This window comes from Paracoccus sp. TRP (assembly GCF_000185925.1).
Classification (GTDB): Bacteria; Pseudomonadota; Alphaproteobacteria; order Rhodobacterales; family Rhodobacteraceae; genus Paracoccus; species Paracoccus kondratievae.
Genome location: NZ_AEPN01000009.1, coordinates 83,464 through 101,963 on the forward strand (window position 1 = coordinate 83,464; position 18,500 = coordinate 101,963).

At 63.0% G+C, this 18,500-nt stretch carries 17 protein-coding genes; 3 read left to right on the forward strand and 14 right to left on the reverse strand.

Annotated elements, in window-relative coordinates:
- Positions 1-2 precede the first annotated feature (2 nt).
- From accB to tkt, 4 genes are all read right to left on the reverse strand, one after another.
- On the reverse strand, positions 3-518 hold the full coding sequence (accB, locus tag PARACOCCUSGL_RS0107775) for an acetyl-CoA carboxylase biotin carboxyl carrier protein (protein WP_010394945.1): 516 nt from the start codon (positions 516-518) through the stop codon (positions 3-5).
- Positions 519-621: 103 nt separating this feature from the next.
- Positions 622-1,512, reverse strand: coding sequence for a lysophospholipid acyltransferase family protein (locus PARACOCCUSGL_RS0107780; protein WP_010394949.1), 891 nt, complete (start codon positions 1,510-1,512; stop codon positions 622-624).
- Positions 1,509-2,447 (reverse strand): DMT family transporter, encoded by a 939-nt coding sequence (locus tag PARACOCCUSGL_RS0107785; RefSeq protein ID WP_010394952.1) that lies wholly within the window; start codon positions 2,445-2,447, stop codon positions 1,509-1,511. The genes PARACOCCUSGL_RS0107780 and PARACOCCUSGL_RS0107785 overlap by 4 nt, the downstream gene beginning before the upstream one ends.
- A 168-nt stretch (positions 2,448-2,615) precedes the next feature.
- A complete protein-coding gene (tkt, locus tag PARACOCCUSGL_RS0107790) occupies positions 2,616-4,637 on the reverse strand; it encodes a transketolase (protein ID WP_010394953.1) in 2,022 nt (673 codons plus the stop codon).
- Positions 4,638-4,883: 246 nt separating this feature from the next.
- On the opposite strand from tkt, the gene PARACOCCUSGL_RS0107795 reads away from it, so the two are divergent.
- On the forward strand, positions 4,884-6,374 hold the full coding sequence (locus tag PARACOCCUSGL_RS0107795; RefSeq protein WP_029371776.1) for a nucleobase:cation symporter-2 family protein: 1,491 nt from the start codon (positions 4,884-4,886) through the stop codon (positions 6,372-6,374).
- 2 nt (positions 6,375-6,376) lie between these two features.
- Here the strand turns inward: PARACOCCUSGL_RS0107795 and PARACOCCUSGL_RS0107800 are convergent, their stop codons facing one another.
- The 4 genes from PARACOCCUSGL_RS0107800 to PARACOCCUSGL_RS0107815 are packed head-to-tail and all read right to left on the reverse strand — an operon-like array spanning position 6,377 to position 10,560.
- The gene (locus PARACOCCUSGL_RS0107800) at positions 6,377-7,720 is read right to left on the reverse strand and encodes an HlyC/CorC family transporter (protein WP_010394958.1); all 1,344 of its coding nucleotides are present in this window, start codon (positions 7,718-7,720) and stop codon (positions 6,377-6,379) included.
- Positions 7,720-8,697: a tyrosine recombinase gene (locus tag PARACOCCUSGL_RS0107805; RefSeq protein ID WP_010394959.1), complete on the reverse strand. Its 978-nt coding sequence runs from the start codon at positions 8,695-8,697 to the stop codon at positions 7,720-7,722. Before PARACOCCUSGL_RS0107805 ends, PARACOCCUSGL_RS0107800 begins: the two co-directional genes overlap by 1 nt.
- Positions 8,694-10,316: a hypothetical protein gene (locus PARACOCCUSGL_RS0107810; RefSeq protein ID WP_010394961.1), complete on the reverse strand. Its 1,623-nt coding sequence runs from the start codon at positions 10,314-10,316 to the stop codon at positions 8,694-8,696. The genes PARACOCCUSGL_RS0107805 and PARACOCCUSGL_RS0107810 overlap by 4 nt, the downstream gene beginning before the upstream one ends.
- Positions 10,303-10,560, reverse strand: coding sequence for a hypothetical protein (locus tag PARACOCCUSGL_RS0107815; RefSeq protein WP_010394964.1), 258 nt, complete (start codon positions 10,558-10,560; stop codon positions 10,303-10,305). The genes PARACOCCUSGL_RS0107810 and PARACOCCUSGL_RS0107815 overlap by 14 nt, the downstream gene beginning before the upstream one ends.
- A gap of 117 nt (positions 10,561-10,677) precedes the next feature.
- On the opposite strand from PARACOCCUSGL_RS0107815, the gene PARACOCCUSGL_RS0107820 reads away from it, so the two are divergent.
- Together PARACOCCUSGL_RS0107820 and aroB are read left to right on the forward strand one after the other, a co-directional pair.
- Complete coding sequence (locus PARACOCCUSGL_RS0107820) at positions 10,678-11,226, forward strand: shikimate kinase (protein ID WP_255348777.1); 549 nt, start codon at positions 10,678-10,680, stop codon at positions 11,224-11,226.
- Entirely contained in the window at positions 11,223-12,326 is a 1,104-nt protein-coding gene (gene aroB / locus PARACOCCUSGL_RS0107825; protein ID WP_010394969.1) for a 3-dehydroquinate synthase, read from the forward strand. Before PARACOCCUSGL_RS0107820 ends, aroB begins: the two co-directional genes overlap by 4 nt.
- On the opposite strand, the gene mnhG is transcribed toward aroB, so the two are convergent.
- From mnhG to PARACOCCUSGL_RS0107855, 6 genes are read right to left on the reverse strand one after another with little or no spacing between them, the layout of a single operon-like run.
- Positions 12,323-12,715 (reverse strand): monovalent cation/H(+) antiporter subunit G, encoded by a 393-nt coding sequence (gene mnhG / locus PARACOCCUSGL_RS0107830; RefSeq protein ID WP_040601861.1) that lies wholly within the window; start codon positions 12,713-12,715, stop codon positions 12,323-12,325. The two genes, aroB and mnhG, sit on opposite strands and share 4 nt — an antisense overlap.
- Positions 12,712-12,993 carry a K+/H+ antiporter subunit F gene (locus tag PARACOCCUSGL_RS0107835; RefSeq protein ID WP_010394973.1) on the reverse strand — a complete coding sequence of 94 codons (282 nt, stop codon included), beginning with the start codon at positions 12,991-12,993 and terminating at the stop codon, positions 12,712-12,714. Before PARACOCCUSGL_RS0107835 ends, mnhG begins: the two co-directional genes overlap by 4 nt.
- Entirely contained in the window at positions 12,990-13,478 is a 489-nt protein-coding gene (locus tag PARACOCCUSGL_RS0107840; RefSeq protein ID WP_010394975.1) for a Na+/H+ antiporter subunit E, read from the reverse strand. The genes PARACOCCUSGL_RS0107835 and PARACOCCUSGL_RS0107840 overlap by 4 nt, the downstream gene beginning before the upstream one ends.
- Complete coding sequence (locus tag PARACOCCUSGL_RS0107845; RefSeq protein WP_010394977.1) at positions 13,475-15,280, reverse strand: monovalent cation/H+ antiporter subunit D; 1,806 nt, start codon at positions 15,278-15,280, stop codon at positions 13,475-13,477. Before PARACOCCUSGL_RS0107845 ends, PARACOCCUSGL_RS0107840 begins: the two co-directional genes overlap by 4 nt.
- Positions 15,277-15,621, reverse strand: a complete 345-nt coding sequence (locus tag PARACOCCUSGL_RS0107850) for a Na+/H+ antiporter subunit C (protein ID WP_010394980.1) — start codon at positions 15,619-15,621, stop codon at positions 15,277-15,279. The genes PARACOCCUSGL_RS0107845 and PARACOCCUSGL_RS0107850 overlap by 4 nt, the downstream gene beginning before the upstream one ends.
- Positions 15,621-18,491, reverse strand: coding sequence for a monovalent cation/H+ antiporter subunit A (locus PARACOCCUSGL_RS0107855; protein ID WP_010394982.1), 2,871 nt, complete (start codon positions 18,489-18,491; stop codon positions 15,621-15,623). The genes PARACOCCUSGL_RS0107850 and PARACOCCUSGL_RS0107855 overlap by 1 nt, the downstream gene beginning before the upstream one ends.
- Positions 18,492-18,500: the final 9 nt, after the last annotated feature.

Genomic DNA, 18,500 nt, shown 5'->3' on the forward strand with positions numbered 1-18,500 from the left:
GCTCACTCGACGACCATCAGGGGAGCGCCGAATTCGACCGGGCTGCCGTCATCGACGAGGATGCGCTTGACCGTGCCGGCGCGGGGCGAGGGGATGTGGTTCATGGTCTTCATCGCCTCGACGATCAGAAGCGTGTCGCCCTCTTTGACTTGCTGGCCGATGGTAACAAAGGGCGTGGCACCGGGTTCGGGCGCAAGATAGGCCGTACCGACCATGGGCGAGGTGACGGCGCCGGGTAGGTTCGCCGGGTCCTCTTGCGGGGCGGGGACCGCTGCGGCGGCAGGCGCGGCGGCAGGCGCAGACGGTGCCGCAAAGACGGGGGCGGCTTGCACTGCGGGGGCTTGCCGGATCTGTTTCGACAGGCTGACGGTCAGCCGGTCATTTTCGTCGTATTCCCGCTTGACGGTCAGCTCGGTCAGGTCGTTGCGATTGAGCAGTTCGGCCAGTGCCTGAATAAAGGCAACGTCGCCTTCGTGATGACGCTTTTCTTGACCCGCTTTGGTGGAATCGTCGCTCATGCCGTCCTCTGGATGTCGTTGTCAGGGTCCGCGTTCTGTTTGCGCGGCGGATTTGGGCGTCCTTATAGACCGTAGGGCAACCCAAGGGAAAGGGATTTGCCGCTTAACCCCGGCGTTTCCATCGCCGGTGCACCCAGAACCATTGCTCCATATGGGCGCGGACCAGACCTTCCAGGTGGTCGTTCAGGGCCTGCATCATGGTTTCGGGATCGCTATGGGGGATTGGCGCGCCGACCTCAACCTTGAAGCTCAGCCCGTCAGGCTGGCGCACCCCCGCAACCGGCAGGATCAGCGCGTCATAACGCAACGCCAGTTCGGCCGGGGTCAGCACAGTTTTCGTCGGCAGGCCAAAAAAGCGCAGCTCGACGCCGTGATCGTCAAACTGGTCAAAGCCAAGCGCCAGCATCCCGCCCCCCTTGAGAAAGCGCAACATCGCCGCAAGGCCGGCTCGTCCGCGCGGAAACATCGGCTGCGAGATCGAGTTCAGCGCCGGAATGTAATGGCGGTTGAACGCCTCGTTGTTCATTGGGCGATAAAGCGCACCGACTGGCCAATCTCGGGCAGCCAGCGCTGCGCGCATGGCGTCGTAATTGCCAAAATGCGCAGCGGCAAGGATCACGGGCCGGCCTGTCGCCGCTGCCTCTTCCAGAGCAGGCAGGCCGGGGCCGGTCAGCGGGTCTGAGGCGCGAACGCGGTCGGTGAATTCATTGGCCGAGTAGGTTTCGGCCAGTGAGCGCCCGGCGTTATCAGGCACGGCGCGGGTCAGGCGGCGGATCTCGGCCTCGGAAAGGTCGGGGCGGGCCATGGCCAGATTGGCGCGGATGCGCTGTCGCCAGCCGGCAAGCGGTGCCAGCACATGAGAAAAGAGATAGCCCATGGCAGGGATACGCCGCTCATATGGCAGCAGCCGCGCCAGCCCCATGACGGCCAGAAAGGCACCATTGGCAATGCGATCGCGCAGCGCGACGGTTTCCTGGGTTTCGGTCTCGCTCATCGCGGTCCTTTGGTTGCGGCCCGGTTCATCGCGCGGGCCTCGCGCATCCAGACATACAGGCCAGCACCCACGATGATCAACGCACCTACGACTGTCCAGATATCTGGCAGGTTACCCCAGAAGAGCCAGCCCCAGAATCCGGCCCAGACAAGGCCAGTATAACCAAAGGGCGCGATGGCGGCGGCCTCGGCCAAGGAAAAGGCCCGGATCAGCAGGGCTTGTGCCGCGGTGCCAAAGCATCCGAGCAGCAGAAAAGCCCACAGGTCGCCCATTGCGACCGGCTGCCAGAAGATGGGCACCGCGACCGACGCAAGGACCGTGCCCACCACCGCTGACCACAGGATCGAGGTCGATGTCGAATCGGTTCGCGCGATCCGGGTCAGAATCGCACCGGCGGCATAGGTAAAGGCCGCGACCAGTGCAAAAAGTGCGGCGGGATGAAAGACGCCTGCACCGGGGCGAATAATGATCATCGCCCCGCATAGCGCGGTCAGAATGCCAAGCAGCCGCCGGATACCGATGGATTCGCCCAGAAAGATCGCTGCCCCCAGCGTGATCAGCACCGGGTTGATGTCCATGATCGCGGTTGCCTCGGCCAGCCCGATGAACTGCAGCGCGCAAAAGAACAGCAGGATCGAGCCGAACTGGGTTACTCCGCGAAAGAACTGCACGACCGGCCGTGATGAGGCAAATGTGCTGCGCAACCGCGGCGCAAAGATCACCATCACAATGACAAGATTGGTGATGAACCGCGCCCAGACCACCTGCACCGGATGATAGCGGGCCGAGAGATATTTTCCCGTCGCATCCATGAGTGTGAACAGCACAATTGCCAGCAACAGCAGCACGATACCACGCATCTGGGTTGCACGTGCCGGATCGCCCGGCTGAGCAAGAACCGGTGGCAGCGCGGCCGGATCGGCTTTCAGAGTCATGGCTGCGTCCTTTGGCTTGGGCGCTCAGGCGACAGCAGGGTCAAAAGGGGGCCGCCGCGCAGGCATTGGGCAACGAGGGAAACCGAAAAGGGGCAGGGCCGCCGCGACTGACGCGGCGGCCCGTAAGGTGCAAAGCAGCCGCGCGCATCAGGCGCGGCACGCTGTTATTCAGCCAAGCAGGCGGCGGGCCTCGGCGGCGGTGGCCTCGGCGGTGATCCCGAACTCTTTGTAAAGCGTCGGGGCAGGGGCCGAAGCGCCAAAGCCGGTCATGCCGATAAAGGCCGAAGTTTCTTCGCGGCCGCGCTCGCCCAGAAGCAGCCATTCCCACGGCTGGCGCACGGCTGCCTCGATCGCGATGCGAACAGTCCCGGCAGGCAGGACCTTGCTGCGATATCCGGCGTCCTGATCGCGGAACAGCTCCATCGACGGGACCGAGACGACGCGGGTCGGGATGCCTTCTCCCTCCAGCGTTTCGCGGGCAGCAACGGCAATCTCGACCTCTGAACCCGAGGCCATCAGGATAACCTTGGGTTCGGCACTTGCCTCGCGCAGCACATAGGCGCCACGGGCCGTGAGATTTTCTTCGCCCGAGTCCTCACGCAGGGTTGGCAGGTTCTGACGCGACAGCGCCATGACCGTCGGCGTGCTCTGGCTCGACAGGGCGATTTCCCATGCCTCGGCGGTCTCGACCAGATCGCAGGGACGCAGGGTCACCGTGTTCGGGGTCGCGCGGCAGATCGCCAGATGCTCGACCGGCTGGTGGGTAGGGCCATCTTCGCCCAGACCGATCGAGTCATGGGTCATGACATAGGTAACCGGCAGCCCCATCAGCGCCGACAGACGCATGGCGCCGCGCGCATAGTCGGTAAAGCACATGAAGGTACCCCCATAGGGGCGGAAGCCGCCATGCAGCCAGATGCCGTTCATCGCCGCGCCCATACCATGTTCACGGATGCCGTAATGGATGTAACGGCCCTTGCGGTTTTCCGGTGAGAAGATGCCCAGATCCTTTGTCCGGGTGTTGTTCGATCCGGTCAGGTCAGCCGAGCCGCCCATGGTTTCGCCCAGTTCGGGGTTAACCACCTCAAGCACCATTTCGCTGGCCTTGCGGGTCGCGACCTTCGGACGGGTCTCAAGCGCCTGCTTTTTCAGCGCGGCGATGGCGGGCGCCAGACGGTCGCTGATCTCGCCCGAGATGCGACGGGCGAATTCATCACGGTTTTCTGCCCCATCGACACGGGTCGCCCAGGCCTCACGCTCAGTGCGACCGCGGGCACCGATAGCGCGCCATTCGCTCAGGATGTCTTCGGGGATGACAAAAGGCTCGGCCTCCCAGCCCAGAGCTTCGCGCGCGGCGGCGATTTCCTCGGCCCCCAGAGGCGAGCCGTGCACGCCCGAGCTGTCCTGCTTTTTCGGCGCACCAAAACCGATGATGGTCTTGCAGGCGACCAGAACGGGACGGTCGTCCCTGCCACTGGCCGCGTCCTTGAGCGCACGGTCGATATCGGCTGCGTCATGCCCGTCGCAGGATAGGGTACGCCAGCCCGAAGCCTCGAACCGTTTCAACTGGTCGGTCGAATCGGACAGCGACACCCGGCCGTCGATGGTGATGTCGTTATTGTCCCAAAGAACGATCAGGTTCTTGAGCTTCTGGTTGCCAGCCAGGGCGATTGCCTCCTGGCTGATACCCTCCATCAGACAGCCGTCACCGGCGATGACCCAGGTCTTGTGGTTGCACAGATCGGCGCCGAACTGGGCGCGCATCGCCTCTTCGGCGATAGCGAAACCGACAGCGGTTGCGATGCCCTGACCCAGCGGACCGGTCGTCGTCTCGACCCCCTCGGCATGGCCATATTCGGGATGGCCAGCAGTGATCGCGCCCCATTGGCGGAAATTGCGGATCTGGTCGATCGACATCTGCTCATAGCCGGTCAGGTACAGCAGCGAATAAAGCAGCATCGAGCCGTGGCCCGCCGACAGCACGAAACGATCGCGGTCAAACCAGTTCGGCGCAGCGGCGTCAAATTTCAGATGGTTGCGAAACAGGACCGTGGCAACGTCAGCCATACCCATCGGCATGCCGGGGTGGCCGGAGTTCGCGGCCTCGACGGCATCCATGGAAAGGGCGCGGATCGCGGTAGCGAGACGCCAGTGAGAGGGATCAGCCTTACGGCGGGAGGCGATGTCCATATCGGGATTCCGTGCTGTTAGATTGGCGGCATGTCCTGATAGGCAGGCCAGCGCGCGGTTGCAAGCCGCGACCGGACCGCAAGGCCGGTTTCCCGGCATTCCTGCCGGTTTCCGCGCCACTTTCATCCCCGTTTTTCAGGGCAATACGATTTCATCGCCCCTTTGCCCGCATAAAGGATTTGCCGGCTGCCCGCGCAGGCCGCAAACTTGTGAAAAATCAGCAAATCCAACAGCGAGAGGGTGACTATGGCAAACCGCAGAACTGTGACCACCGAGCCGGTGGATGAGATACTGCCTCCTTTGCGGATGGCGACACTGGGCCTGCAGCACGTTCTGGTCATGTATGCCGGGGCAGTGGCTGTGCCGCTGATCGTTGGCAGGGCATTGAAACTTGCGCCCGAGGACGTGGCCTTTTTGATCTCGGCCGATCTTTTCTGCTGCGGGATTGCAACGATCATCCAGTCTCTGGGTATGACGCGCTGGTTTGGCATCCAGCTGCCGGTGATGATGGGGGTGACCTTCGCCTCGGTCGGGCCGATGGTTGCCATGGCCAACGCTTACCCCGGACCCGATGGCGCACGGATGATCTTTGGTGCCATCATCGGGGCGGGGATCGTCGCCATGCTGATCGCGCCGTTTGTTGGCCGGATGCTGCGTTTTTTTCCGCCTCTGGTGACTGGCACCATCATTCTGGTGATTGGCGTCACGCTGATGCGGGTGGGGATCAACTGGATCTTTGGTAACCCGGTCGGGCCAACCGCGCCAAAGCTTGTCGATCCTGTGGCGGCTGGCTGGCTGAACCAGCTTAAAGAACTGGCCGAAACAGGCGTTGTCCCGGCATTGCCCGACGGGTTTGCCCCGGCTCCAAGCGTGCAGAACCCGCTGTATGCCCAACCGGTCAACATCGCGATCTCGGGCGTCGTGCTGGTGGCGATCCTGCTGATCGCGCGTTTCGGGCGCGGCTTTGTCGCCAATATCGCGGTTTTGCTGGGGATGCTGATCGGGGCGGTGCTGACCGTCCTGCTGGGGCAGATGACCTTTGCCAAGGTTGCCGAGGCCAGCTGGTTCGGCATTGTCACGCCCTTTCATTTTGGCATGCCAATCTTTGATCCGGTGCTGATCGTCACCATGGTCCTCGTCATGATCGTCGTCATGATCGAATCGACGGGCATGTTCCTTGCGCTTGGCGAGATGACAGGGCGTGAGATCACGCCGCAGCGGCTGACCGCGGGTCTGCGCACCGATGGTTTGGGCACGCTGATCGGCGGGATCTTCAACACCTTTCCCTATACATCCTTCAGCCAGAACGTTGGGCTGGTCGGCGTGACCGGAATCAAGAGCCGCTATATCTGCGTGGCAGGCGGGCTGATCCTGATCCTGTTTGGTCTGGTGCCCAAGATGGGTGCGGCGGTCGAGTCGCTGCCAACCCCGGTTCTGGGCGGGGCGGGGCTTGTCATGTTCGGCATGGTCGCCGCGACCGGCATCCGCATCCTTTCGACGGTCGATTTCGCCGGCAACCGCAACAACCTGTTCGTGGTGGCCGTGGCGCTTGGCTTTGGGATGATCCCGCTGATTGCGCCGGACTTCAAACAATGGATGCCCCATGCGATCCATCCGCTGATCGAATCCGGCATCCTGCTTGCGACCATCGCTGCGGTCCTTCTCAACGCGTTCTTCAACGGTACCGGAGGCGATGCCGAAGGCGCAAAGCGCGCCGCCAGCATGGCTGATCACTAAGCTTACGGCGCATCCCCCGTAACCGGCTGTTCCGGCGGGCGGATGCGCAACCGCGTCAGACGGTTTTCGCGGCGGGTCAGCACCTCGAAGCGGTAGCCCTCAAACGAAAAAACCTGGCCCGGCATCGGGATTGACTGGGCCAGGTGGATCACCAGACCTGCCACCGTATTGGCCTCATCGTCGGGCAGGCTCCAGTCCAGTGCCCGGTTCAGGTCGCGGATCGTCATGGTGCCGTCAACGATATAATCGCCTTGCGGACCGGGGACGAGCGCCTGCACCTCTTCGGTGTCATGTTCATCGGCGATCTCGCCCACGATTTCCTCCAGAATATCCTCAAGCGTGATCAGCCCGCGCAGGCTGCCATATTCGTCCACGACCAGCGCAAAATGCGTGCGCCGTTTCAGGAACTCGCGCATCTGCTCATCCAGAGGGGTGGTTTCGGGCACGAAATAGGGCGGCATCGCCGTACTGAGAACGTCAAAGCTGCGCAGCGCCTCGGGGCCGTTTTCCTGTAAAGCCCGCCGCACACCGCGCAAGAGATCCTTGGCATGGATGACGCCAACGACGTTCTCGCGCTCGCCACGAAAAACGGGCAGGCGGGTATGGGGGCTTTTCAGGACCAGATCCAGCACCTGTTCGGCAGAAAGATCGGCGTCGATCATCTCGATGTTCGAGCGGTGGCGCATGACCTCTTCGACTGAGTGTTCGCCCAGATCCAGCACACCCATCAGCCGGTCACGCTCTTCCTTTTGTACCGCGCCACTGGACTGGGCTACGGCCAGAGCATCGGCAATCTCATCCTGCACCGAAAATACCGGGCCTGTCTGTGCCGCGCGAATTCCAGACAAGGCAAGAATGCCGCGCGCGATCAGCCGAACCAACCAGACAAGCGGCGATAGCAGCCGCGCCAGCACGCGCAGGGTCGGGGCGGCGCGGCAGGCAATGCTTTCAGGGGCGAGGCGGGCACAGGTGCGGGGCAGGACTTCGGCCAGAATCAGGATCAGGGCCGCCATGACCGCAAGCGCGATCGCAACGCCGCCCCAACCGCCAAGATGCAGGCCAAGTGCCGCGGCAAGTCCCATGGCAATAGACTTGACCAGATTATTGCCAAGCAGAATGGCTCCGTTCAGGCTTTCACTGTCCTGCCGGGCTGCAAGGGCCTCTTCGGCGCGGTTGTCGCCTTTATCCGCACGGGCCCGCAGCTTGCTGCGGCTGGCAGCTGTCAGCGCAGTTTCGGCGCACGCCAGCAAGGCCGATGTGGCGAGCAAGATCAGGATTGCCGCGCCCGCCAACCATACCAGCGGATCATGCACGGCATGGGCAGGCGTGGCGGCAGGCAGAGGCATCATTCCCTGTTCCGTTTGCGTCTTGCTTCGGCATTGGCCAGCGGATGGTGGTTCAGCACCAGATCACGCATTCGCTTGTCCAGAACATGGGTATAGATCTCGGTCGTGCCCAGATCCGCATGACCCAAAAGGGTCTGGATCACCCGCAGATCGGCACCACCTTCAAGCAGATGGGTGGCAAAGGCGTGGCGGATCACATGCGGAGAAACGCGCGCAGGGTCGATCCCTGCCGCCAAAGCCAGCTGCCCCAAAAGCGTATTCATCGCCTGCCGGGTCATGTGCCCTTCGCGGCTGGACGCGGGGAAAAGCCAGCGCGCGCCCTTGCCCGCGACAAGCTTGCCAAGCGCGCTGTCCGCCGGGGCATTGTCGCGCAGCTTTAGCCAGGCGGCCAATGCCGCCCGCGCAGGCTCGCTTAGCGGCACCATACGTTCCTTGCCGCCTTTGCCGCGGATCATCAGCAGGGCGGGGTTGCCGCGGCAGGCGCCAACCGGCAGTGAGACCAGCTCACTGACCCGCATTCCGGTCGCATAGATCAGCTCGACCAGCACCAGGTTGCGCGCCCGTTCAACCTCATTGCGTCCGAGCCGGGGCAGAGCGTCCAGCATGGCCTGAACCTCGGCCCGGTCCAGCACCTTGGGCAGGCGCTGCGCCCTGCCGGGTCCGCTGATGCGTCCGGCGGGATCATCCTCGCGCCAGCCTTCCTCAAGGGCAAAACGGGTGATCTGGCGGATCGCGGACAGCCGCCGCGCCCGTGTTGCCCGCGACAGGCCCTGCGCATTGCAATGCGACAGGTAATCCTCGATCCCTTCGCGGGTCACAGTCAGCAGTGACTGGTCATGCGCTGTCAGCCAGTCCGAGAAATCCTTAAGGTCGCGGCCGTAGGCCAAAAGAGTATTGCGTGCTGCGCCGGCCTCGGCAGCCTGTGCGTCGAGAAAGGCCGAAATCCGGCCCTGATCGCCAAGCCGCCCGCTGCTCATGGCACGCTGCTGCCCGGCGCGGGCATCATCACCGGGGCAAGGATCAGTTCGACCGCCGCCTGTCGCGCGATCTCTTGCTGGCCGAGCACGCGCAAGACGCGCAGCCCTTGCGCCGCGCGGGCCAGATCGCCGTCAAGCCCGGCATCGACATCCGAGATCGCATTCAGCAACGCTTCCCCCCGCTTTTTGGCAAGAATGAGTTGTGCTGCGTTTTCCGAGAGGTCCTTTTCGGAAGGACCGACGAAAGCAGGAAAAAGCTCTGCCGCCCGCGGTTCCATATTCCCTTGCGGGGGCGCTGCCTCTGGCTCACCCTCGGCAAAGCCAAGCAGCCATTCGTCAAAGGGATCGTTCCCCGGGCCGAGGCCCTGCACCACCTGTGGCTGACCGGCCTGCAGCGCAAGCCACAGGGCAATTTGCCCGGCTCGCCCCTCAAGCTGCATGGCACCGACATCGGCGCCGACCATATCGGCCAGAGCAGGCCCCAGCCCTGCCGGGATCATGGTGTCAAAGGCGCGGGGCAGGGCTTTGGCCACTGCGGCCGGTTCGCGCAGTAACAGCGCATCTGCCAGCGCCTGCACGGCCGAGGCACGCTCCCACACCCCGCCCGAGGCGGCGGGCTTTTGTTCCAGATAGATCATCCGCAACTGCGAGGCAGGGATCGCCCCGGCCCGCGCCAGCCGCTCTGCAGCGTCGAGACGCGCTTTCCAGCCGCCATTCTGGTCCAGATCGGCTAGCGAAAAGGCCAGCGGCAGACTGGATGAGGGCAGGGGCTGGCCAATCGCCTCATGCAAGCGCAGGTCCAGCGGCGTGACCACCGGCGGCGGCACCAGCTCATTGCTTTGGTCGGAATAGCCGTCGTCCAGATATTGGGCGAGCAGTGCCGCCATCTGCGGGTCGATCTGCCCCATCTGTTCGGCCCCATGAAAGACCAGTGCCGCCGCCGCCCAGTCACCACCAAGTGCAAGGCAGAAGATGCGGGCCGGAAAGCTGGGTGCGACCCCCGGGGTGCGGTCCATGGTCTGGCAGGCCTGTGCCTCATCCCCAGACAGCAGGGCGATATCGAACAGCCGCCGGAACCGTTGCGGGTCGCCGGGACCGGCGGTCTTCAGCAGCTCTTTCGCGGCACCGGTCGCGCCCATATCCAGAAGCTTGTCCACGCGGGCAAGAAACAGTGCACCTTCCTGCCCGGCCTCGGTGCGGGGCGGGTGCAGCTGTGCGGCAAGCAGACGCCGTTCAAGCCGGCGCAGCGCCGGCAGGCGCGGGTGTGAGCCGCGGATCAGCCGCACCAGCGTTTCCGAATCGCTGTCCCCCCACATATCTGCGGGCAGGCCAGCGGTACGCGGCGAAACGGTGCCCTTGCCGTCGGGATTTCCCTCGCCCAGCCGGGTTACGCCCACCGGCTCGACCGCGCCGGTAGGTGCAATATCGCGACGGCTGCGACGCCTGATCTCGGCCGGACGCGGATCACCAGGACGCCAGGAAGAGATACTGCCCGGATCCTGCACACTGCCCGACAGCCAATCGCTGGCCGACAATGGCGGCTTGGCCGCAGCCGGCAAAGCCAGCGTCAGTCCTGCGGCCAGCGCACAGGCAAGGACAAATCCGTCAGTCGAGGTCATTCTGCCCCGCTTCGCTGCCACCCGTTTCGGGGGCCGGTCCGGTTTCGGTGCCGTCATTTTCGCTGGTCTCAGACGTGACAGGCTGCGGCGCTCGCGCGGGGGCAGAGCTATCCGCGTCAAGGTCCAGTTCGACGGGCATGCGCATTTCGCGCGGGTCCGAGCTCATGTCGCCAAAATAGGCATAGCCCGCCAGCCCCGCCAGAATCAGGACCACCAGAACTGCTACCACCTTCAAAAGCCGCATGAATTGCCCTTTCCGCCTCAATATGCTTATAGGCCGGTCTGTCGCCGGTTCGTGTGAAATATATATGGCATTTCCCGAAAGATCACGCCATCTGTCTGTCCGGTTGCAAGAGGCAGGATCAAGGTGGTGATGCGGCGTAACATCGTGCTGATCGGGATGATGGGGGCGGGAAAGACCGCAATCGGGGGAGAGCTTGCGCGCCGCCTGAATCGGCCTTTCCATGATACCGATGCCGAGATCGAGCGTGCCGCCGCCATGTCGATCCCCGAAATCTTTGCCCGCGACGGTGAAGAGTTCTTTCGCGCCCGCGAATCAGAGGTGCTGCGCCGCGTACTTTCATCAGGCCCCGGAATTGTCTCAACAGGCGGCGGTGCATGGCTGCGTCCCGAAAACCGCGGGCGTATCGCTCAAGACGGCGTGGCAGTCTGGCTTGACTGCGATCTTGAGACGCTTTGGCATCGCGTCCGCCATCGACCGACAAGGCCGCTTTTGCAGACCGCCGATCCGCGCGGCACGCTTGAACGGCTGCTGACCGAACGCAGTCCCGTCTATGCGCTGGCCGATATCCGCGTGCCCGCGCAGCGCGGCGACACCATAGAACAGACAGCGAATCGCGTACTGGCTGCGATAGAGGCATATAATCCCGCGATACTGGAGGGCAAATGAGCATCGAGACCGTTCACGTTGAGCTTGGCGAGCGCTCATATGACGTGCGCATCGGGCAGGGACTGCTAAGCCGCGCGGGAGAAGAGATCGTCGCACTTGCCGGCAAACGCCGTGTGGCCATCCTGACCGATGAAACGGTGGCACGCCTGCATCTGCCTGCACTGCAAGAGACGCTGGCCGCTCAGGGGATCAATGCTAGGGCTCTCGCCCTGCCTGCGGGAGAGGGGACGAAATGCTGGGCCGAGCTGGGTCGCGCGGTCGAATGGCTGCTTGAGCAGAGGATCGAGCGCAAGGATCTGGTCATCGCCCTTGGCGGTGGGGTGATCGGTGATCTTGCGGGCTTTGCCGCCGCGATTCTGCGCCGGGGCGTGCGCTTCGTGCAGATTCCGACAACGCTGCTGGCGCAGGTGGACAGTTCGGTTGGCGGCAAAACCGGCATCAACAGCCCTCAGGGCAAGAACCTGATCGGCGCCTTCCATCAGCCTGCGCTGGTGCTGGCCGATATCGACGTGCTGACCACGCTTGCCCTGCGCGACTTCCGCGCCGGTTATGGCGAGGTGGCGAAATATGGCCTTTTGGGCGACGAGACCTTTTTTGAATGGCTGGAGACGAATGCCGCAGAGCTGATCTCGGACCCCGCCCTGCGTCAGCGCGCGGTACGCCATTCGATCGAGATGAAGGCCGGAATCGTCCAGCGTGACGAGACCGAGCAGGGTGAGCGGGCGCTTTTGAACCTTGGCCACACATTCGGCCATGCGCTTGAGGCTGCGACCGGCTATTCCGACCGGCTCCTGCATGGCGAAGGGGTGGCTGTTGGCTGCACTTTGGCCTTTGCGCTATCAGCCAAGCTGGGCCTTTGCAGTCAGGAAACGCCGTCACGCGTCGCCGCGCATTTTACCGCCATGGGGCTGCCCGCACATCTGCGCGACATTCCCGGCGATCTGGCGGATGACGAGGCGCTGATCGGCCTGATGGCGCAGGACAAAAAGGTTCAGGACGGCAAGCTGCGCTTTGTTCTGGCGCGGGGGATCGGTCAGGCTTTTGTCACGGACGAAGTAGATCCGGCAATGCTGCGTCAGGTGCTGGCCGAGTCGCGCTAGGCGTCTTTGGCCGGCTCCTCGGTCGGCGGTTCTGGCCGGTTGCGCGGCGGCACAATCTCATCATGACCCAGCTTGCGGTCGCGATCACGCCGCAGTGCCGCCCGACCCAGCATCAGCAAGGTGATCGGTGTGGTGATCAGGATGAACATGCCGATCATCAGCTCGTGGACGACCAGCCGCTGCTCGGTCAGCGAAAACATCAGCATCGAGGCCAGAATAATAGGCAGTGTCCCATAGCTGTAGCCCAGCGTCGGGGCGTGCAGCCGCTGGTAAAAGCTTTTCAGCCGCACCAGCCCTACGCCTCCCAGCAGAGTCAGCGTGGCACCGATGACCACAAACAACGCGATGATGATCGCCGCCCATGGGGGCAACTGCTCAAGATGCATCATTCGATCACTTCGCCCCGCATCAGGAATTTCGCCGCGCAAACGGTGGTGACAAAGCCAAGCACGGCAATGACCAGCGCACCCTCAAAAAAGAAGACATTGCCATTGCTCATGCCGATGACGAGAAACAGCAGCATAGCGTTGATATACATGGTATCCAGGCCAAGCACCCGGTCCTGAGCACGCGGTCCGATCAGCATACGCCAGCAGGCCAGCGCAAGCGCCAGGATCAGGGCGATCTGGGCATAGCCCAAGGCAAAGCGCAGGATCTCGGCCGTCATTCGAAAATCTCCATCAGCAACCTCTCGTAACGGTCGTGGACGATGCTTTGCCAGTCATCCGCGCTGCGCAGATCGAGGACATGCAGCAACAGCCGACCCTCCTCCTGATCGAATTCGATCCAGGCAGTGCCGGGGGTGCTGGTCAGGATGATTGCCAGTACCGCAATGGCATTCGGGTCGCGCATCGTCAGCGCCAGTTCGACAAAGCCCGAGTGATAGGCCGGATGGTTGGGCCCAAGGATCAGCACGCGCGCGACGGTGATGTTCGAGCGCAGGATATCGACCGCGACGATAGCCATCAGCCGGGGAATTGCCAGCCAGCGCCGGAAAACAGGTTTAGGCGGATGCAGATGTTCGACCGACCAGCCCGCGCCAAGCGCGATCAGCGTGCCAAGCAGCAGGTGGCCCAGGCTGAAGGCGGTCAGGATCAGCCACATCACCACCAGCGTCGCCGAAAGGACGGGATGAGGGATCAGCCGGCTCATGGGTTCACCTGCGTCTCTGGGCTGGCCATCTCCGCCGCGGGGGCGGGCTCTGGCTGCGGTCGAGTTTCAGGCGCTGCGGCATCTGCCTCGGGGGCCTCGTCCGGGGCGGGGGCCGGATCAGGCGCAAGGCTGGAAACCGGGGCTGCACGTACGTCCTGCGCACCCGCCAGCACGGCTTTGCGATAAACCCCTGGTTCCAGCAGCGCACGGGCGGTGTCCCGAGTATAACCCAGCAGCGCATCGGCTCGCACCGTCTGCAACGCAATCATGCCAAGCAGCAGGACCACCGGAACCACCTCAAGTGCAAGGATGCGCGGGGCTGGCCCTTCCTCGGCCCAGAAACGGCGGATACCAAAGCGCATCAGCGCAATCAGCGCCCCGAGCCCTGACAGGATCAGCATGGCGGCATAGACCCACAGCACCATCGGCAGATAACCCGCTGTCGACAGGTTATCCTGAATGGCCCCGCGCAGGATCGCAAGCTTGCCGATAAAGCCCGGCATCGGCGGCAGACCTGCAATCATCGCCGCGACAAGAGAGAAACAGATCGACATGGTCAGCCAACTGACGGTGCGCTGGCTCGCCGGGGCGGTGGTGTCCTCGACGGTGCCAAGGCCCATTGGCGCCCAGCGTTCCGACAGCGGGTCAAAGCCGTCATCCTCGACCGGGGCATCGTCATCGCCTTCGTCATTGCGGCTGACCGGCTCGGCAATCAGGAAAAAGGCCGAGATCGCGGCGGTCGAGCCGACCATGTAGTAAAGCGCGCCGCCCAGCATCAGGCTGCCGCCTCCGGCCTGTGCAAACCCGATCGCGGTCAACACGGTGCCGGACGAAATGATGGCCAGATAGCCGCCCTTGCGCACCAACTCAGGCGTGCCAAGGATGCCGATCATGCCAAAGCCCATGGTCAGGACACCGCCGATCATCAGAACCGGGGCGCCAAACCCCGCCGAGGGTCCGGCATCCGGCCCCAGTACCAACAGCGACAGGCGCAGGATCACATAGATCCCGACCTTGGTCATGATCGCCATGATCGCGGCGGCAGGCGGCGAGGCAGCCGCATAGGTCGGCGGCAGCCAGAAGCACAAGGGCCAGCTTGCCGCCTTGATCAGGAAGGCAAGGCCTAACAGGCCCGCGGCGGCATGGAACAGCACCCGCTCGGCATCGTCGAGCCAGTAAAGCGCGCGCCCGATATCGGCCATAGTCAGCGTGCCGGTGGTGCCATAGACCAACGCCACCCCGATCAGGAAGAACAGCGAGGCGGCAAGGTTCACGGCAAGGTAATGCAGCCCGGCCTTGATCCTTTCGGGTCCTGAACCGTGCAGCATCAACCCGTATGAGGCAGCAAGCATGACCTCAAAGAAAACAAAGAGGTTAAAGAGGTCTCCGGTCAGGAAAGAGCCGTTTACCCCCGCCAGCAGAAACTGGAACATGCTGTGATAATGCTGACCCTTGCCGTGCCAGCCCGCAGCCGCATAGATCAGCGACGGTGCCGCAAGCAGGGCGGTCAGCATCACCATCATCGCCGAAAGACGGTCGAGCACCAGCACAATGCCGATCGGCACCGGCCAGTCGCCAAGCCGGTACAGGCCGACAACCGTACCCCCCTGTTCGGTCGCAGATTTCACATCCGAAACCAGTTCGATCGAGGCAAGAAAGGTCAACCCGACCGCAACCAGCCCCATGATCAGCTTGGTCTGCCGGTTACGGTCGTTGTAAAACAGCATGATCGCGCCCGCGACGATCGGGATCAGGATCGGCGCAATCATCATATGGTCGGGCGCGACGCCGGTATTGATCATGAATGCCGCTCCTTACCATCGACATGGTCGGTGCCCGTCACCCCGCGCGAGGCGATCATCAGCACAAGGAACAGCGCGGTGGTGGCAAAGCTGATGACGATGGCCGTCAGTACCAGCGCCTGTGGCAGCGGGTCGGCATAGGCGGTCGGATCGACGAAACCGCCCTTGGGCATGATCGGGGCCGCACCAACATAAAGCCGGCCCATGGCAAAGATGAACAGGTTTACCCCATAGGCCAGCAGACACAGCCCGACGATCACCTGATATGAGCGCGGGCGCAGCATCAGCCAGACCCCTGAGCCGACCAGAACACCAATGGCAAGGGCAAGGATCAGTTCCATTACTTCAGCTCCTTGCCGGTGTCTGAGGGGCGGGCGACACGCAGCGACTGGTGAGCGATGGCGATCAACATCAGCACGATGGCCCCCAGCACCAGCGAGAACACGCCAAAGTCAAACAGCATCGCGGTCGAGAAGGGCACCTTTCCGATCACCGGAATATCCACATATTGCGCATGGGCGCTAAGGAACGGATAGCCAAATATCCACGAGCCCGCCCCGACCGCGGCCGAGATCGTCAGCCCCGACGCCATCCAGCGCACCGGCAGCACGGTCAGGCGCGCCTCGACCCAGCGCACATTGGCAGCGACATATTGCAGCAACAGGCCGACAGCCAGCGTGACCCCGGCGGCAAAGCCGCCACCCGGCAGGTCATGGCCGCGGAAGAACAGATAGGCCGACAGCGCGATGATCGGCGCAAACATCCATTGCATCAGCACAGCCGGGACAAACAGATAGGCCTCAAGCGCCTGTTCCTCGGCATCAAGCTGCGGACGCGGGCGCTCGACACTCTCCGGTGCGGGTCGGAAGCGGCGGAGCAGCGCATAAACCGTCAGCCCGACGATGGCGAGAACAGTGATTTCGCCAAAGGTGTCGAAAGCGCGGAAATCGACAAGGATGACGTTGACGACGTTCGTGCCCCCGCCTTCGACATAGGCGTTACGCAGGAACCAGTCACCGACCGAAGCGCCGGGCGTAGTCAGCAGCACCGCCAGCGCCAGCGCGGTCATGCCGGTCCCACAGGCCAGGGCAATCAGCAGGTCGCGGCTGCGGCGGGCACGGGCGGCAAGGTTGTTGTCGCCCGGGATCTCTTTGTCACGCTTGGGCAGCCAGCGCAGGCCCAGAAGCAACAGCGCGGTGGTCGCGATCTCGACCAGCAGCTGGGTCACGGCAAGGTCGGGGGCCGACAGCCAGACGAAGGTTGCGCAGGTGACAAGCCCCGCGCCCCCCATCAGCACCAGCGCGGCAAAGCGGTGATACTTGGCCTGCCATGCCGCCCCGACAGCACAGGTGCCGCCAACGAGCCATAGCAGCGCAAAGACCAGCTCATTCGCGCCGATCTTTGGCATCGGTACGTTCCAGTCCAGCGTACGCAGCACGAACCAAGAGGCCGCAAGTGACAACAGGACCATGGCGCGCAGTTGCGCCTGCAGCCCGTTCGCCGACAGCACGCGCAGCGCAAGTCGCGGCAGGCGGGTTGTCAGCATCTGCAAGAGCCAGTCAAACCCATGCGCGAAATCAAGCTTTCGCATGATCCGCGTCCCATCCTCGCCCGAATCGATCACCCGGCGCGGAATCAGATAGATCACCGCGCCCAGCGTCATGGCGATCATGCTCATGATCAGGGGCGGGTTGACGCCATGCCAGATCTTAAGGCTGAAATGCGGCAGATCAGGTCCGACGACGGCAAAGCTGGCCGTCTGCAGCCATGTGCCCAGAACCTGCTGGGGGAATATGCCCACAGCAAGGCAGATCGCCACAAGGATTGCCACCGGCAGCCGCATCAACAGCGGCGGTTCATGCGGTTCATGCGGCAGATCGGTCGCGGGCGGGCCGAAAAACACCGTCACGATAAAGCGCAGCGAATAGGCGGCACTAAAGGCACCGGCCACAACCGCGACATAAGGCGCAAAATTGTCAAGAAAGCTGCCGTTGTTCCAGACATAGGTCGCCTGAAAGAACATCTCTTTCGACAAAAACCCGTTCAGCAATGGCACCCCAGCCATGGCGCCCGAGGCGATGATTGCCAGTGCCGCTGTCACCGGCATCGCGCGCGCCAATCCTGACAGGCGGCGCATGTCGCGGGTCCCGGTCTCATGATCAATGATGCCGGCGGCCATGAACAGCGAAGCCTTGAAGACCGCGTGATTGACAATGTGGAACACCGCAGCGATCAGCGCGAAAGGCGTGCCGATGCCGGCCAGCGCCGTTATCAGCCCCAGATGGCTGATGGTGGAATAGGCAAGCATCCCTTTCAGATCGTGGCGGAAAAGCGCAATTACAGCACCAAGCAACAGCGTCGCCAGCCCGATTCCGGTAACGATCATGAACCACAAATCTGTACCGCCAAGCGCCGGGTGAAAGCGCAGCAGAACAAAGACCCCGGCCTTCACCATGGTCGCCGAATGCAGATAAGACGACACCGGTGTCGGTGCGGCCATGGCATTGGGCAGCCAGAAATGGAACGGGAACTGCGCCGATTTAGTGAACGCACCCAGCACGAACAGGATCAGCACCGCAGGATAAAGGCGATGAATGGTGATCTGCGGTCCTGCCGCCAACACCGCCTCAAGATCATAGCTGCCAGCGATCTGGCCCAGGATAATCATCGCCACCATCAGGCACAGCCCGCCTGAAGCAGTGACGATCAGCGACATCCGCGCACCGTCGCGTGCATCCTGTCTTTGATACCAATAGCCGATGAGCAGGAACGAGACGATGCTTGTCAGTTCCCAGAATACCACCAGCATGATGATATTGCCCGACAGAAGCAGGCCCGACATCGCCCCGGCAAAGGCCAGCAGACAGGAATAAAGCCGCGGAACCGGATCGTCGGGCGACATGTAATAGCGGGCATAGAGAATGACCAGAAAACCGATCCCCGCTACCAGTACCATGAACAGCCATGAAAAGCCGTCAATGCGGAAAGTCAGGTCAAGCCCAACGGAACTGACCCATTCAAAGGTCCCGGTGATACTTTGCCCATCGGTGACAGCGGGATAAAGCACACCCAGGATCACCAGCGCGACAATCATCGTCAGCCCGGCGAGCCAGGCTTCTGCATTGCGTGCTCCGATAGGAAGCGTAGCCGCCAAAGCGGCCGAAACGAATGGCGTCAGAACAAGCAACAGCAACAGGTTCTGTTCAACCATTGTCTTCCT

Bases quoted from the DNA above. Each gene is read 5' to 3' on its own strand.
- PARACOCCUSGL_RS0107795 (WP_029371776.1), top strand. From the start codon at position 4,884: ATGGCAAACCGCAGAACTGTGACCACCGAGCCGGTGGATGAGATACTG.
- tkt (WP_010394953.1), bottom strand. From the start codon at position 4,637: ATGGACATCGCCTCCCGCCGTAAGGCTGATCCCTCTCACTGGCGTCTC.
- PARACOCCUSGL_RS0107800 (WP_010394958.1), bottom strand. From the start codon at position 7,720: ATGCCTCTGCCTGCCGCCACGCCTGCCCATGCCGTGCATGATCCGCTG.
- PARACOCCUSGL_RS0107810 (WP_010394961.1), bottom strand. From the start codon at position 10,316: ATGACCTCGACTGACGGATTTGTCCTTGCCTGTGCGCTGGCCGCAGGA.
- PARACOCCUSGL_RS0107805 (WP_010394959.1), bottom strand. From the start codon at position 8,697: ATGAGCAGCGGGCGGCTTGGCGATCAGGGCCGGATTTCGGCCTTTCTC.
- PARACOCCUSGL_RS0107850 (WP_010394980.1), bottom strand. From the start codon at position 15,621: ATGGAACTGATCCTTGCCCTTGCCATTGGTGTTCTGGTCGGCTCAGGG.
- PARACOCCUSGL_RS0107840 (WP_010394975.1), bottom strand. From the start codon at position 13,478: ATGAGCCGGCTGATCCCTCATCCCGTCCTTTCGGCGACGCTGGTGGTG.
- mnhG (WP_040601861.1), bottom strand. From the start codon at position 12,715: ATGATGCATCTTGAGCAGTTGCCCCCATGGGCGGCGATCATCATCGCG.
- PARACOCCUSGL_RS0107785 (WP_010394952.1), bottom strand. From the start codon at position 2,447: ATGACTCTGAAAGCCGATCCGGCCGCGCTGCCACCGGTTCTTGCTCAG.
- PARACOCCUSGL_RS0107815 (WP_010394964.1), bottom strand. From the start codon at position 10,560: ATGCGGCTTTTGAAGGTGGTAGCAGTTCTGGTGGTCCTGATTCTGGCG.
- PARACOCCUSGL_RS0107845 (WP_010394977.1), bottom strand. From the start codon at position 15,280: ATGATCAATACCGGCGTCGCGCCCGACCATATGATGATTGCGCCGATC.
- PARACOCCUSGL_RS0107855 (WP_010394982.1), bottom strand. From the start codon at position 18,491: ATGGTTGAACAGAACCTGTTGCTGTTGCTTGTTCTGACGCCATTCGTT.
- PARACOCCUSGL_RS0107780 (WP_010394949.1), bottom strand. From the start codon at position 1,512: ATGAGCGAGACCGAAACCCAGGAAACCGTCGCGCTGCGCGATCGCATT.
- accB (WP_010394945.1), bottom strand. From the start codon at position 518: ATGAGCGACGATTCCACCAAAGCGGGTCAAGAAAAGCGTCATCACGAA.
- aroB (WP_010394969.1), top strand. From the start codon at position 11,223: ATGAGCATCGAGACCGTTCACGTTGAGCTTGGCGAGCGCTCATATGAC.
- PARACOCCUSGL_RS0107835 (WP_010394973.1), bottom strand. From the start codon at position 12,993: ATGACGGCCGAGATCCTGCGCTTTGCCTTGGGCTATGCCCAGATCGCC.